At 66.1% G+C, this 13,702-nt stretch carries 17 protein-coding genes and 1 pseudogene; 12 read left to right on the top strand and 6 right to left on the bottom strand.

All coding sequences use genetic code 11. The features are described from left to right. Nucleotides 1-212 precede the first annotated feature (212 nt). The 4 genes from ACCQ15_RS21455 (at nucleotide 213) to ACCQ15_RS21470 (ending at nucleotide 2,511) form a co-directional block, all read left to right on the top strand. The gene (locus tag ACCQ15_RS21455; RefSeq protein WP_071118195.1) at nucleotides 213-758 is read left to right on the top strand and encodes a phage tail protein; all 546 of its coding nucleotides are present in this window, start codon (nucleotides 213-215) and stop codon (nucleotides 756-758) included. A gap of 66 nt (nucleotides 759-824) precedes the next feature. Beyond that, on the top strand, nucleotides 825-1,352 hold the full coding sequence (locus ACCQ15_RS21460; RefSeq protein WP_008575266.1) for a phage tail protein: 528 nt from the start codon (nucleotides 825-827) through the stop codon (nucleotides 1,350-1,352). Between the two features lie 60 nt (nucleotides 1,353-1,412). Next, nucleotides 1,413-1,949 carry a phage tail protein gene (locus ACCQ15_RS21465; RefSeq protein WP_011349185.1) on the top strand — a complete coding sequence of 179 codons (537 nt, stop codon included), beginning with the start codon at nucleotides 1,413-1,415 and terminating at the stop codon, nucleotides 1,947-1,949. Between the two features lie 4 nt (nucleotides 1,950-1,953). Then, complete coding sequence (locus ACCQ15_RS21470) at nucleotides 1,954-2,511, top strand: GNAT family N-acetyltransferase (protein WP_014091557.1); 558 nt, start codon at nucleotides 1,954-1,956, stop codon at nucleotides 2,509-2,511. 18 nt (nucleotides 2,512-2,529) lie between these two features. Here ACCQ15_RS21470 and ACCQ15_RS21475 read toward each other — a convergent pair whose 3' ends face one another. Further along, entirely contained in the window at nucleotides 2,530-2,817 is a 288-nt protein-coding gene (locus ACCQ15_RS21475; protein ID WP_011257259.1) for a DUF6916 family protein, read from the bottom strand. A 382-nt stretch (nucleotides 2,818-3,199) separates the two neighbouring features. On the opposite strand from ACCQ15_RS21475, the gene ACCQ15_RS21480 reads away from it, so the two are divergent. Genes ACCQ15_RS21480 through ACCQ15_RS21505 form a run of 6 tightly spaced genes read left to right on the top strand, consistent with a single transcriptional unit; the run spans nucleotide 3,200 to nucleotide 7,305 of the window. After that, on the top strand, nucleotides 3,200-3,994 hold the full coding sequence (locus tag ACCQ15_RS21480; RefSeq protein ID WP_011349187.1) for an ABC transporter ATP-binding protein: 795 nt from the start codon (nucleotides 3,200-3,202) through the stop codon (nucleotides 3,992-3,994). Continuing rightward, on the top strand, nucleotides 3,994-4,743 hold the full coding sequence (locus ACCQ15_RS21485; RefSeq protein ID WP_011349188.1) for an MlaE family lipid ABC transporter permease subunit: 750 nt from the start codon (nucleotides 3,994-3,996) through the stop codon (nucleotides 4,741-4,743). Before ACCQ15_RS21480 ends, ACCQ15_RS21485 begins: the two co-directional genes overlap by 1 nt. Before the next feature lie 11 nt (nucleotides 4,744-4,754). Continuing rightward, nucleotides 4,755-5,300, top strand: a complete 546-nt coding sequence (gene mlaD / locus ACCQ15_RS21490; RefSeq protein WP_008575276.1) for an outer membrane lipid asymmetry maintenance protein MlaD — start codon at nucleotides 4,755-4,757, stop codon at nucleotides 5,298-5,300. Beyond that, entirely contained in the window at nucleotides 5,297-5,959 is a 663-nt protein-coding gene (locus tag ACCQ15_RS21495) for an MlaC/ttg2D family ABC transporter substrate-binding protein (protein ID WP_011349189.1), read from the top strand. The genes mlaD and ACCQ15_RS21495 overlap by 4 nt, the downstream gene beginning before the upstream one ends. Further along, entirely contained in the window at nucleotides 5,949-6,239 is a 291-nt protein-coding gene (locus ACCQ15_RS21500) for an STAS domain-containing protein (protein ID WP_031425238.1), read from the top strand. Before ACCQ15_RS21495 ends, ACCQ15_RS21500 begins: the two co-directional genes overlap by 11 nt. A 10-nt stretch (nucleotides 6,240-6,249) precedes the next feature. After that, nucleotides 6,250-7,305, top strand: coding sequence for an MlaA family lipoprotein (locus ACCQ15_RS21505; RefSeq protein WP_014091559.1), 1,056 nt, complete (start codon nucleotides 6,250-6,252; stop codon nucleotides 7,303-7,305). A gap of 140 nt (nucleotides 7,306-7,445) precedes the next feature. Here the strand turns inward: ACCQ15_RS21505 and ACCQ15_RS21510 are convergent, their stop codons facing one another. The 5 genes and pseudogenes from ACCQ15_RS21510 to ACCQ15_RS21530 all read right to left on the bottom strand — a co-directional run bounded on the left by ACCQ15_RS21510 (nucleotide 7,446) and on the right by ACCQ15_RS21530 (nucleotide 12,004). Continuing rightward, complete coding sequence (locus ACCQ15_RS21510; protein WP_029820562.1) at nucleotides 7,446-7,925, bottom strand: nuclear transport factor 2 family protein; 480 nt, start codon at nucleotides 7,923-7,925, stop codon at nucleotides 7,446-7,448. Between the two features lie 58 nt (nucleotides 7,926-7,983). Next, a pseudogene (locus ACCQ15_RS21515) lies at nucleotides 7,984-8,533 on the bottom strand (glutathione peroxidase). A 153-nt stretch (nucleotides 8,534-8,686) separates the two neighbouring features. Next, nucleotides 8,687-9,088: a hypothetical protein gene (locus tag ACCQ15_RS21520; RefSeq protein WP_029820560.1), complete on the bottom strand. Its 402-nt coding sequence runs from the start codon at nucleotides 9,086-9,088 to the stop codon at nucleotides 8,687-8,689. 191 nt (nucleotides 9,089-9,279) lie between these two features. Beyond that, nucleotides 9,280-10,812: a DNA recombination protein RmuC gene (locus ACCQ15_RS21525; RefSeq protein ID WP_186379751.1), complete on the bottom strand. Its 1,533-nt coding sequence runs from the start codon at nucleotides 10,810-10,812 to the stop codon at nucleotides 9,280-9,282. Nucleotides 10,813-10,996: 184 nt separating this feature from the next. Then, complete coding sequence (locus ACCQ15_RS21530) at nucleotides 10,997-12,004, bottom strand: zinc-binding alcohol dehydrogenase family protein (protein WP_014091564.1); 1,008 nt, start codon at nucleotides 12,002-12,004, stop codon at nucleotides 10,997-10,999. Nucleotides 12,005-12,099: 95 nt separating this feature from the next. On the opposite strand from ACCQ15_RS21530, the gene ACCQ15_RS21535 reads away from it, so the two are divergent. Continuing rightward, nucleotides 12,100-13,032: a LysR family transcriptional regulator gene (locus ACCQ15_RS21535; protein ID WP_372381060.1), complete on the top strand. Its 933-nt coding sequence runs from the start codon at nucleotides 12,100-12,102 to the stop codon at nucleotides 13,030-13,032. 337 nt (nucleotides 13,033-13,369) lie between these two features. After that, nucleotides 13,370-13,600, top strand: a complete 231-nt coding sequence (locus ACCQ15_RS21540; protein WP_008573091.1) for a hypothetical protein — start codon at nucleotides 13,370-13,372, stop codon at nucleotides 13,598-13,600. Nucleotides 13,601-13,702 lie beyond the last annotated feature (102 nt).

Below are 13,702 nucleotides of genomic sequence, written 5' to 3' on the forward strand. Positions count from 1 at the left end.
TGCCTCAGACAGCATGGTTATAGGCCTTGAAAGGCATATTCCCCACCATGCTGCGCTAGCATTTGAACAGTAAATTTACGTATTCGTAAAGCACCAAATACGTCGCCCCTGTCCGATTCAGCATTATCAATGCTTGCATTGCGCAGAAGACGTGATTAAGTAGAGCAGCGCCAGGCGCGATGTCGGCGTCAAACACCCTAGGGGAGATCCGCATGAGCGAGTTCTTCATCGGTCAGATCATGCTGACCGGTTTCGCGTTTGCGCCGAAGTATTTTGCGCAATGCAACGGTCAATTGCTGCCGATCAATCAGAACCAGGCCCTGTTCAGTCTGCTCAGCACGCGGTTCGGCGGCGACGGCAAGACCAATTTCGCGCTGCCGGACATGCGCGGCCGCACGCCGATGGGCTATGGGCCGTCGGCGGATCCGGCATGGCAGCCGACGGCGATGCCAATGGGTCAGGCCGCTGGTGCGGAGACGATGACGCTGGTGGAAAACCAGTTGCCTGCACACCTCCATCTGATGGAATGCGCCAGCGCCGCCGGCAATAACCGCAACCCAACCGGGCGCCTATTCGCGAACAATGGCGCCACGTCGGGAACGGCGACACCGCTGTACGCCGCGCCGGGGAGCGTGGTCCCGCTCTCGCAAGCCACGGTAGGCGCAGAGGGCGGCGGCCAGGCGCATCCGAACGTGCAGCCATACACCACGATCAATTTCTGCATCGCGCTGTCCGGCATCTTCCCTTCGCGCAGCTAGGCGCATCCGCACTCGGGTGCGCAGCGCACTGGTGCGCGGATCACCTCATCGACCAGGAAGAATCTCATGGGTACTCCCTTCATCGGCGAAATCCGCCTGTTCGGCTTTGGCCGCACTCCTCAGGGCTGGCAAGCGTGCGATGGCTCATTGCTGCAGATCTCCGAATACGAGCCGTTATATGTCCTGCTCGGCACCGCCTACGGTGGAAATGGCACCAGCACCTTTGCAGTGCCTGACCTGCGCGGCCGCGTGCCGGTCCACCAGGGCCAGGGGCCGGGACTGAGCAACTACGTGCTTGCCCAGCGTGCCGGTACCGAGACGGTGACGTTGACCGATCTGCAGATGCCGGCGCATACGCACGTCGCGCAAGCTACCACCGCGGGGGCGACAGCGACGGCACCCTCGGGCCTGTTGCCTGCAGCGGTGAGCGGCGACACTTTCTATCTCACCACCACCGGCGGCGCCACGGCGCAAGCGATGTCGGGGCAGAGCACCTCATTCGCCGGTGGTAACCAGCCGCACGACAACGTCATGCCCACACTGACGGTGCAGTACTGCATTGCCACCACCGGCATCTTTCCGCAGCAAGCCTGATCCCATGCGCCGCGTCGACGTGGCTGCGGCACGCATCCGCTCCATCGGAGGAATCCGCTCATGACCGAACCCTATCTCGGCGAAATCCAGTTGTTCGGCTTCGACTACAACCCTTACGGCTGGGCCCTGTGCAATGGTGCCGTCCTGCCGATCACGCAGAACAGCGCGCTGTATTCGCTGCTCGGCATCGCCTACGGCGGCAATGGCTCCAGTACGTTTCAGCTGCCGAACTTCACCGCGCGCGCTGGCTGCCAGCAGGGCCCCGGCCCTGGCCTGACCCCGCACACGCTGGGCAGCAATTTTGGTTCCGCAGGGGTGAATCTGTCGGGCTCGGAGATGCCGATGCACCAGCACGGCGTCAACTCGTTCTCCTTAGCGGACCAGACGAAGAAGAGCGGTGCGCCCGTCGGCGGCGCCGCGCTGTCGTCGCCAGGTAGCAGCAGCGCACGTCCATATAACGCAATTGCGCCCGACAAGCAGTTCTCTCCCGTTATGTTGATTCCCACCGGCAACGGCCAGGCCCACGAGAACCGGCAGCCGTATCTGGCGGTGAACTTCTGCATCGCGCTATCCGGCGACTACCCTGTCTTCAGTTGATGTCATGACACGCCCGCTTTCCGGCGAGGTCGTGAAGGCATCCGGCGGCGCAAGCCAGACCACGTTGCCGGGTGCGCACGCCATTGCATTGCGCGAAGAGCAGGATGCGGATCTGCCCTGGTTGCAGGATCTGTACGCCAGCACGCGTCGCGAGGAGCTGGCACCGGTGCCTTGGCCGGAAGCGACCAAGCGCGCCTTCCTGCAGCAGCAGTTCGCCCTGCAGCGCGCGCATTACCGGCAGCAGTTTGCCGATGCGGACTTTCTGATCGTGCAGACCAAAGCTCTAGCGATCGGCCGGCTGTATCTGCACCGCGGCGCCGCACACCACACGCTGGTCGATATCAGCCTGCTGCCGGACTGGCATGGCAAGGGCATCGGCACGCAGTTGATTGCACATGCGCAGGCGTGCGCCCGCGATGCGGGATGTGCTTTGTCATTGCATGTGCTGCACGCCAACCCCGCCGCGCAACGCCTGTATGCCCGCCTCGGATTCGTTGCAGGCGACAGCACCCAGACCCATCTGCAGATGCACTGGCATCGGCACGATCACCTGCTCAGTTGAACGTGCAGCTGGCCGTATTCAATTGAATACGGCCTGATACAAGAACCCGTCGCGCTCGCGCGCCACCGGCACCAGGAAGATACCGATCTCGCCGAGCCGCGCATGCCGCATCTGATAGGTCTGCTGCGGAAACAAAAAGGCCGAACCATTCCGAAACAGCAGCGAGAACGGCGCACGTTGCGAATTGCGCGCGTGCTGCAAGGGCCGCGCCTCCACCAGCACGAACGGCACCTCGCCCTCATTCAAAGCGGCGGCAAAGGTCTCGTTGACGCTGCCGGCAAAGTGTTCAAGCGTCAGCAACTCCATGGAAGATTCCTGCAGCGACGAAGTAGCGTGGATCGTCACGTTTTGTGGCCAGTTCGACAAGATGCCGCTGCCGACAACGCGACATGCTAGGCAGATCGTTGCGCAACTGCGACAGGCAAGACGACCAGGGGCACCTGCCAGTCTCAAGGTACACACTGCGTGCTGTGGCAACGTCGCTTACGTCCCTACCGCAGCGTACGTTTGCCGATCGCGACCACATGCGTGGGCCTGGTTGCGTTGCAGGACACGCTGTTACGCAGACAGCGACACGCAACCCGCACATCGCCCTTCGGTGAATGCGACAATACTGCACGCGCCAGTCTGGTTATGTTCAGCGGTGCACGGGCTACTCTATCGCGTTGTAATTTTGTTAAAGGCACCGATGACGGCTTCCGCTTCCCCTGTCGTGCAGTTGTCCGGTGTCCGCATCGATCGCGGCGGGCGCACGATCCTGCGCGATGTGTCGCTGGAGGTGCCACGCGGCAGCATCACGGCCGTGCTCGGTCCGTCCGGTAGCGGCAAATCCACCATGCTGGCGGCGCTGACCGGCGAGCTGCGCCCGGTCGCAGGCACGGTCACGTTGTTCGGCAATCCCATTCCCACCGGCAGCCGCGCGCTGCTGGAGATGCGTCGCAACGTCGGCGTGCTGCTGCAGGGCAATGGCCTGCTCACCGACCTCAGCGTGGCCGAGAACGTCGCACTGCCGCTGCGCACCCACACGCGGTTGCCGGCAGCGGTGCTGCAGCGCCTGGTGCAGATGAAGTTGCATGCAGTGGGCCTGCTGGCCGCAGCCGATGCCTGGCCGCGCGAGTTGTCCGGCGGCATGGCACGGCGCGTGGCACTGGCGCGCGCGCTGGCGCTGGACCCGCCGCTGATGATCTACGACGAGCCGCTGACCGGACTGGACCCGATCGCCTCGGGCGTGATCATGAGCCTGATCCAGCGCCTCAACGACAGCCTGGGCCTGACCAGCATCATCGTCAGCCACCATGTGCACGAGACGCTGCCGATCTGCGACCAGGCGGTGGTGATCGCCAATGGCGGCATCGTGTTCGCCGGCACGCCGGCGCAGCTGCAGGACAGTACCGACCCGCTGGTGCAGCAATTCCTGCACGGCCAGCCGGACGGCCCGATCGCCTTCGATGCCGCCCCGCGCCGCGACCGGAGTGCTGCCTGATGGCCTTCGCCGATTCCATTCGCGCCTTCGGCCGCGCCGGGCTGTTCTCGCTGACGGTGCTGCGCGGCTCGCTGCCCACGCGCGATTTCATTGCCGAACTGGTCCGCGAGATCTACAAGGTCGGCGCGCGCTCGCTGCCGATCATTGCGGTGGGCGGCGCCTTCGTCGGCCTGGTGCTGACCTTGCAGGGCTACCGCACGCTCACCACCTACGGTGCGTCCGATGCGTTGTCCACCCTGTTGGGCCTGTCGCTGTATCGCGAACTGGCGCCGGTGCTGACCGCCTTGTTGTTCATTGGCCGCGCCGGCAGTTCGATCGCCGCCGAGCTCGGCCTGATGCGCGCCACCGACCAGATCAAGGCGCTGGAGCTGATGGCCATCGACCCGGTGGCCAAGGCCGTGGCGCCACGCTTCTGGGCGGCGGTGCTGACGGTGCCGTTGCTCACCGGCGTGTTCTGCTCGCTGGCCATCACCGGTGGCTATTTCGAAGCGGTGCACGTGCTGGGCATCGACAACGGCACGTTCTGGTCCGGGCTGAGCAACAGCGTGGACGTCTGGGACGACTTCGGCGTGGCGATGCTCAAGTCGGCAATCTTCGGCGGCACCGCTGCACTGGTTGCCGCCTACGTGGGCTTCCATGCCGAACCGACCATCGAAGGCACCTCGGTCGCCACCACCCGCGCGGTGGTGAATGCCTCGTTGCTGGTGCTGATGTTCAACTTCGTCCTTTCTGCAATGTTGTTTAGGTGAGTGGAATAACTATGGCCATGCGTGGACCACGACTCGAATTCGCCGTCGGCGCCTTTTTGCTGCTGACCCTGGCCTCGCTGCTGGTGCTGGCGGTGGCCTCGACCAACCAGCGCTGGGGCTTTGGCTCCAGCCAGTACACGCTGACCGCCCGCTTCAGCCAGATCGGCCAGCTGCGCGCGCAGGCACCGGTAAAGATCGGCGGGGTGACCATCGGCAAGGTGTCCAACATCAGCCTGGACCCGACCAAGTTCGATTCGATCGTGACCCTGTCGCTGGATACCAAATACAAGGACCTGCCGGCCGACACCTCGGCCGGCATCTTCACCAGCGGCTTGCTGGGCGAGAGTTATATCGGGCTGCAGCCGGGCGGCGACCCGGACACCCTCAAGCCGGGCGACGAAATCGGCTTCACCCAGCCGGCGGTGGATCTGCTGCAGCTGGTTGGCAAATACATGTTCAGTGGTGGCGGTGGCGGCAGCAATGCCCCGGCCGCCGCCAACGGCCAGGCGCCTGCGCCTGCCCAAACCGCTCCTCCCTCTACGGAACCACACCAATGAAGACCACTGTGCTTTCTGCCGTCCTGGCCTCGACCCTGCTGGTGTGCGCACCGGCCACCGTGCTGGCGCAGCCGGCCGCTGCCAGCGCACCTGCGCAGGGCGCGGCGACCAAGACCGTCATCGACAGCAGCACCCGCATCCTGAGCACGCTGGACCAGCGCCGTGCCGAGTTCCGCAGCAATCCGGCGGCGCTGCGTCAGTTCATTAATGGCGAATTGAACAAGGCCTTCGACCGCGACTACTCGGCCCGCCTGGTGCTGGGCGTGCATGGCCGTGGCGCCTCCGATGCCGACGTCAAGCTGTTTGCCGATGCGCTGGCCGACAACCTGATGCAGCGGTATGGCACCGCGCTGCTGAATTTCGAAGGCAAGCCGACCTTCCGCGCCAAGTCCGAGAGCGCGCTGCCGGGCAACCGCGGCGTCAAGGTCTCCACCGACCTGCTGCGTGCCGGCAACGACCCGACCCCGGTCGACTACCTGATGCGCAATACCGGCGGCCAGTGGAAGATCTTCGACGTGATGATCGAAGGCATTTCCTACGTGCAGACCTTCAAGACCCAGTTCGACGGCCCGCTGCGCGAGAAGGGCATCGCCAAGGTGGCCGCCGAGCTGCGTAGCGGCAACCTGCAGGTCGGTACGGCACCGGCCAATGGCAACTGATACCGTGCAACGCACGGCCGACACGCTGGTCATCACCGGCGTGCTCGACCGTGCGGCGGTCACCGCGGCCTGGCCGCAGGCGATCGCACAGCTGGATGGCGCGCGCACGCTGGACCTGTCGGGTGTACAACGCCTGGACAGTGCCGGCGTGGCGATGCTGGCCGAACTGGCTGCCCGGTTACGCCAAGCCGGCAGCGGCGCGGTGGTGGGCGAGGCGTCCGGTCTGGACGAATTGCGCGCCGCCTACCGGTTGTCCCCCACTCTCGATTTTCAGGCCTGAGCGCCAGCCCATGACCCAGTTCCGTTCTCTCCCGTTGTTGGCCAGCCTGCTGCTGGGTGCCTGCGCCAGCCAGGCGCCCAAATCCGCACCGCCGTCGGGCGGTACCGCCATCGCGCCTGCGACCGAGGCGCCGGTACGCGACGATGCCGGAGTGACCGCGCAGCCGGCCGCCGCCGGGATGGCCGCCCCGGACGCGCTGCCGGCGAGCGCTGCTGCTCCTGCCGATGCGCCTGCAGCGGCGGGTACCGGCACCGCCGCTGCAGGCGCGCCCACCGATGCCGAAAGCGATTTCGATGCGCTGTATGGCCCGACCACCCCGCAAGCAGGTGCCAACGGTGCGCCGGCACAACCGGGCGCGGCGCCGGCATACGACCCGTGGGAGCGCTACAACCGCGGCATGCACCGCTTCAACATGGCAGTGGACCGCGGCGTGGCGCGTCCGTTGGCGACCGCCTACACCAAGGTGGTGCCGAGCCCGGCGCGCCTGGGCGTGACCAACTTCTTCGACAACCTGGGCACGCCGCTGACCATGGTCAACCAGCTGCTGCAAGGCCACCCGGTCCATGCAATGCAGTCGCTGGGGCGCTTTGTGATGAACAGCACCCTGGGTGTGGCTGGGCTGTTCGACCCCGCCTCGGCGGCCGGCATCCCGCGGCGCAGCGAAGACTTCGGCCAGACGCTGGGCGCGTGGGGCTGGCGCAATTCGCGTTACTTCGAACTGCCGTTGTTCGGCCCGCGCACCGTGCGCGACACCTTCGGGCTGGCGGGCGATATTCCGCTGTCGTGGATTCGCCAGGTGGACGACGGCGGTACGCGCTTCGCCCTGCAGGGCTTGCAGCTGGTGGACACGCGCGCGCAGCTGATGTCGCTGGATTCGCTGCGCGACCAGGCGCCGGACGAATACGCGCTGACCCGCGATGCGTGGATGCAGCGCCGCAATTACCAGATCACCCGCGATTTGCGCAGCCATCGCGAAAAGAACAACGAGCTGCCGGAATACCTGCGCGACGACAAGGACAACACCGTGCCGGGTAACGCCATGCCGATCCCGAACTGGGTGCGTTGAGCGGTTAGGGTTTTGGCGAGTGATGAATGTAAAAGCCCGGGAGCGATCCCGGGCTTTTTTGTGTGTTAGGCACCAGGCGGACCCGTTGCGACGTCACGACGAACGCCCGCATTGCCAAGCGCCTCGGTGTGACAGCAGTGCTAGGTGCCGTCGTTGCGAGGCGGTGTCGGTACCGGTACCGCTGCATCCTGCGCAGCGATGATTTGCCACCGACCACTCCGCTTGATCCAGATATCGGTCCAGACATACCGGCCCGTAGACCCGTCTTTACGGGTCCACGTTTCGCTCCCGTGCGCGATTGCGGTCTCTCCGAAGAATCTGACGTTGATCTCGTCGAGTGTGTTGGACATGATCTGTTTGGCAGGACCAGTCTCGCGAGTGACCTGGGATTTATCGTATCTGCGGCCCTTGGTGTCAGTCCCGATGAAGTCGTCGGCAAAGTAAATCCTGCGCTTTGACCGATCTCCTGTCACGACAGACTCTGCCCAGTCGCGAGAACAGTCGACGATGTACCGCGCTGCCTGCGTGTCAGGGGTGGACGCCGTGCCGGGCATGTGCGAGCAGCCAGTCACCATCGACAACGCGAACATTGAAGAGCTGAAGAAGTGATTGAAGGTCATTGCCTGTTCCCTGGCTCCCGATAAGAACGTGACGCGTCATCGCAATGCCGCCAGCGCGCTATGCGTGGGTGGCCAGCGCCGCATCCACTGCCGCACGCAGGCGCGCATCGTCGGCGGGGATGTCCGGAGCGAAGCGGTCGATGATCTTCCCGTCGCGGCCGATCAGGAATTTTTCGAAGTTCCACACCACCCCGGGCGCGGGGTTGGGGGCGATGCCGTAGCCGGCCAGTTTTTCGCGCATCGGGCCGTCCCCGGTGGTGTGCGGGTGCGTGCTGGTCAGTGCGCGATACAGCGGGTGCGTCTGGTCGCCGGTGACGGCGATCTTGGCAAACATCGGGAAGGTGACATCGTAGGTGAGCTGGCAGAACTGCGCGATTTCCGCTTCGCTGCCCGGCTCCTGGCCGTTGAAGTCGTTGGCCGGAAACCCCAGCACTTCCAGGCCCTGTGCGCTTGTCGCGATACAGCGCTTCCAGGCCATCGTACTGCGGGGTCAGGCCGCACTTGGAGGCGACGTTGACTACCAGCAGCACCTTGCCGCGGTAGTCGGCCAGGGTGGTGGGCTGGCCGTCGATGCGGGTCACGGGAATGTCGTACAGCGTCTGGCTCATCGATGCGTCCTGGACAGGTAGAGCCGAGAGCATAAACGGCCAGGGTGGAGCGAGCGATGCCGCTGGCTCACGCGGCTGGCAGTTGTCTGCAGCGACGCCCACGGGCCGAACGGCTGACCGGCCAGGACCCGCGTTCGGCCATTTTCGAAGCCCTCAATCGATGCACAACGCCGCCTGGCCCTTGCCGCCGACCACCTCCTGGCGGCAACCGAAACGATCGCTGTCGCGCTGACAGGTCCCGGTGGCCGCCGCGCCGGTCGGCACGATGTTGGTGGCCAGGCAGTCGCCGCTGCAATCGCTGTTGTCGGTGCAGGTCTTGCCGGCATCGGCATACGGCACGATGCAGCGCGGAATCTGCATGCGGCCGACCGGCCGCAGTTGGCCACCCTTTGCGGTGCAGGCAGCGGCGTCGGCGCTCGTTTGTGCAGCAGGGGCCTGCGCGGCTGGCGAGGCAGGGGAGGCGGTTGGCGCATTGCTGCAGGCAGTCAGCAGCAGCGCGCAGAGCCCTGCGTGGATCCATCGGGTCGCCATGTTGAAACTCTCGTCTTGAATCAGGTGGGTGCAAGCATCGCGGTGGCGATGTCTGCGCGATGTGCTGGCGATCGGCGCAAGCACGTGCCGGAAACCTGCATTCGTAGGAGCGTACCCGGGCGCGATGAAGCGTTATCGGTAAAGCTGCTCGCGCCCGGGTGCGCTCCTACGTGTGCTGTCGCCTGCGCAGGCCATGCATCGCCGTCTGCAGCCAATCACGCCTGCTCGTCGGTGCTGTCGTCTTCGCTGCTGGTGCCGGTGTCGTCGCTGCCATCGTCCAGCAGCGCCTGCGATTGCTCGCCGGCCAGTGTTTCCACCCCGCGCAGGCGGCGTTCGATGGTGCGGGTCTTGCGGCTGGCTTCGCCCAGGCTCTTGCCGACGGTGCTGATCTGCCGCTCGGCCTTTTCCAGAATGCCGGCGAACTTGCCGAACTCGCTCTTCACCGCGCCCAGCACCTGCCAGACCTCGCTGGAACGCTTCTCGATCGCCAACGTGCGAAAGCCCATCTGCAGGCTGTTGAGCAAGGCAGTAAACGTGGTGGGGCCGGCCAGCACCACGCGGTGTTCGCGCTGCAGCAGATCGACCAGGCCGGCACGGCGGATCACTTCGGCATACAGCCCTTCGGTGGGCAAAAACATCACCGCGAAGTCGGTGGTGTGCGGCGGGCAGACGTACTTGTCGCTGATCGACTTGGCCTGGATGCGGATGGCGCGTTCCAGTTGCACGGTCGACTGCTTGATCGCGTCGAGGTCGCCCTTTTCCTGCGCGTCGATCAGGCGTTCGTAGTCCTCGCGCGGGAACTTGGCGTCCACCGGCAGCCATACCACCTGCTCGTCGCCGCGTCCGGGCAGGCGGATCGCAAAATCCACCGCTTCGGCACTGTCGGGCTTGACCCGCACGCCGCGGGCGTATTGCTCCATCGTCAGCGTCTGCTCGAGGATGTTGTCCAGCTGCACTTCGCCCCAGCCGCCGCGGTCCTTGACGTTGGTGAGCACGCGCTTGAGGTCGCCCACGCCGGTGGCCAGCTGCTGCATTTCGCCCAGGCCGCGTTGCACCTGTTCCAGCCGTTCGGAGACCAGCTTGAACGAGGCATCCAGGCGTGTGTTGAGCGTGGTCTGCAGTTTTTCATCGACGGTGGCGCGCATCAATTCGAGCTTGCTGGCGTTGTCGTGTTGCAGGTTGGCCAGCTGTTGCTCGAGCGTGGCGCGCATCTCGCCGATGCGTAGTTCGTTGCGCTGGGTGAGTTCGTTCAAGCGCTGGCCCAGCGCTTCGGTGAAGCGTTGTTGCGATTGGCCGGCTTCGGCGCGGCCCTTGCGGGCGTCTTCGGCCAGCGCGTCGCGCAGCGCGGCCATGTGCGTATCGGTGCGCGCGATCAGTTCGGTCAGTTGCTGGCCGAATACGTGGATGCGGGTTTCCTGTTGCTGGCCGAAGCCTTCGAGCTGGGTGCGCAATTCGGTGAGCCGCAGGGTCAGCAGCTCGCCGGTGCGTTGTTGTGCAAGGCCGCTTTCTTCGCGCGCCTTGCGGGCATCTTCGCCGAGCGCGTCGCGCAGCAGGTCCAGGCGTTGGTCGGTGCGCGTGGACAACTCGGTGAGGTTGCGCGCGAAGGTTTCCAGGCGGGCGTCCTGCTGCCGCGCCAGGCCTTCGAGTTGCTCGCGCAATTCGCCGCGGCCATCGCGTTGCTCGGCGCGCAGTGCATGTTCCAGCGCGGTGGTGGACGGACGTCGCAGCAGCGCCAGCAGCTGCAACACCAGGACTACGACAAGCAGCCCGAGAAGGATCAGGGATTGAGATGACATGCGCGCAGTGTAGCGGCGCCTGTCGCAATAGCTGCGTCGCAGACCTTGGCCAGCGGCGATCGCGTGTCAACGCTGCAGGGTGCGGCTGCACGACAGCGGCCATGCCAGAGCGCTGTCGTGCGTGAGGCCTCTGCGCTCAGAAGCCTTCCAGCACCAGCTTGCCGCGGGTGCGGTGCGATTCCAGCGCGGCGTGGGCGCGGCGCAGGTTGTCGGCGGTGATGCGCCCGTAGTGCTCGCCCAGGGTGGTGCGCAGCACGCCGGTGTCCACCAGCTCGGCGACGCGATTGAGCAGATGGTGCTGGGCGATCATGTCCTGGGTTTCGAACAGCGAGCGGGTGAACATCAGCTCCCAGTGCAGCGACAGGCTCTTGCGCTTGAGCGGCAGCGCGTCCAGCGTGGCCGGGTCGTCGATCAGCGCCAGCTGACCTTGCGGGGCCAGCACCTCGACCAGTTGGGCGAAGTGCTGGTCGGTGTGGGTGAGGCTGGCGACGTGCTGCACCTGCGCGATGCCGATCCGCTGCAGGCCCTCGCCCAGGGGCTGGCTGTGGTCGATCACGTGATGCGCGCCGAGTGCGTGCACCCAATCCCGGGTTTCCGGGCGCGAGGCGGTGCCGATGACGGTCAGCTTGGTCAGCGTGCGCGCCAGCTGCACCAGGATCGAGCCCACGCCCCCGCCCGCACCGACCACCAGCAATGCCTGGCCTTCGCCGCCGCCTTCGGCAATGCCGAGCCGGTCGAACAGCAGCTCCCAGGCGGTGATGGCGGTGAGCGGCAATGCGGCGGCCGCAGCGTCGTCGAGCGTGGCCGGCTTGCGCCCGACCAGGCGCTCGTCGACCAGGTGGAACTCGGCATTGGTGCCCGGGCGGGTCAGCGCGCCGGCGTAGTACACCGCATCGCCGGGGCGGAACAGGCTGACCGCCTCGCCGACCGCATCGACCACGCCGCTGGCGTCCCAGCCCAGCACGCGCGGGGCATCCACCGCCGCGTTGCTGCGCACCTTGGTGTCGACCGGGTTGACCGACACGGCGTGGATGCGCACGCGCAGGTCGCGCGGGCCGGGGGTGGGCAGCGGCAGCTCGAGTTCGATCAGCGCGCGCGCATCGTCGATGGGCAGGCCGTGTTGCGGGTAGGCGATGGCTTTCATGGCAGGCGTCGTGCGGGAGGGAGTTGCATCGTCAACCACCTGGATTCACGGAAAAGCCGGCAAACTGCACAAGCACTTTCACCACTGGAGTGAAGATGGTCCGCTTCGACGACCTGGCGCTGTTCGTGCGCACCGCGGCGCTGGGCAGTTTTTCCAGCGCAGCGCGCGAGGCCGATCTGTTGCCTGGCCAGGCCAGCGCGGCGGTGGCCCGGCTGGAACGCGCGCTGGATCTGCGTCTGTTCGCCCGGTCTACGCGCAGCCTGCGGCTGACCGCCGAGGGCGAGCAGTACCTGCCCTATGCGCGCGGCGTGCTGGAGTTGCTACGCGACGGGCGCGAGCATGTGCGGGGCGCCGACAGTGCGCTGCAGGGGCTGCTGCAGGTGACGGCGCCGTCGGACCTGGGCCGCAACGTGCTGCTGCCGTGGCTGACCGAATTCCGCGCCGCGCACCCGAAGCTGACCCTGCGCCTGCACCTGTCCGATCAGGTGGCCGACCTGTATCGCGCGCCGGTGGATGTGGCATTTCGGCTCGGCCGTATCGACGATGCAGAGCATGTGGCATTGCCGCTGGCACCGGACAACCGCCGCGTACTGGTGGCCGCGCCCGCCTACCTGCAGCGCCACGGGCGCCCCGCCACGCTGGATGCGCTGCGCGAGCACGCCTGCCTGCTGTACGTGCTGGCCGGGCGCGCCTACGACCGTTGGCAATTCGACCTGGACGGCCGCCGCCACGTGGTGCCGGTGCGCGGAGCGATGCTGTGCGACGACGCCGATGTGGTGCGGCGTTGGGCAGTTGTCGGCGAAGGCATTGCCTACAAGTCGTGGCTGGATGTGTGCGCAGACGTGAAGGCCGGGCGGCTGGAGGCGCTGTTGCCCGAGTACGGCGATCGGCTGCCGCTGCAGCTGGTGTGCCCGCACCGCAAGCAGTTTTCGCCAGCGATCCGGCAATTGCATGCGCTGTTTGCGCAGCGCTGCCAGGCGCTGACGGCGTTGTACCCGCTGCAGGCCGATGGGGTTGGTATGGGGTGATGCGGTGATCGCAGTGGCGCGATCGGCGCGATCGCTTGGTTAGACAGAAGGCCGGCGGTCGATGCGATGCGCGCAGACGCGCATCATCCACACGCCACACCTGCATGCGCTGCGCCATCTGCCACACGCGCGGTATTTGCCATCACGGCGGCCCTCGCGTGGCCGGCGTGCAAACGGTGGCTGCACGGCTGCGCCATGACGCTGGAATGGCCAGCACACCTGTTTCGATGTCGCATGGCCTGCGGTGCTGCAGCGCACGTTATTGCCGTGTTCGTTGAAGCGCCCATCACTGCGGCGGTTCTAGCCTGCCGGCATGACCGCACCCCGCCCGGTTCGCATGCAGCGCTATGGCAATCGCGACGGCCACTCGGGCGTGGTGGCCTACGCGCTGGCCGACGACGCCATCGCCGTGCGCTTTCGTAGCGGCGAGACCTATGTGTATACCGCCGATAGCGCCGGTGCCGAGGCGGTCGCGACCATGCAGCGGCTTGCCACGGCCGGACGCGGGCTGAGCACCTACATCAGCCAGACCGTGCGCGATGCATACGCGGGCAAGATCGAGCTGTAGCGGCGCAAGAGTGCAGCGGTGAGAATGCACCGCTCTGCGACTGACCGCAGCGTGCATGGATGCACTCGGCTGCACGCGCTGCACAAGGCGCGTGCGGGTTGC

This window comes from Xanthomonas sp. NCPPB 1754 (assembly GCF_041475725.2).
Classification (GTDB): Bacteria; Pseudomonadota; Gammaproteobacteria; order Xanthomonadales; family Xanthomonadaceae; genus Xanthomonas; species Xanthomonas euvesicatoria.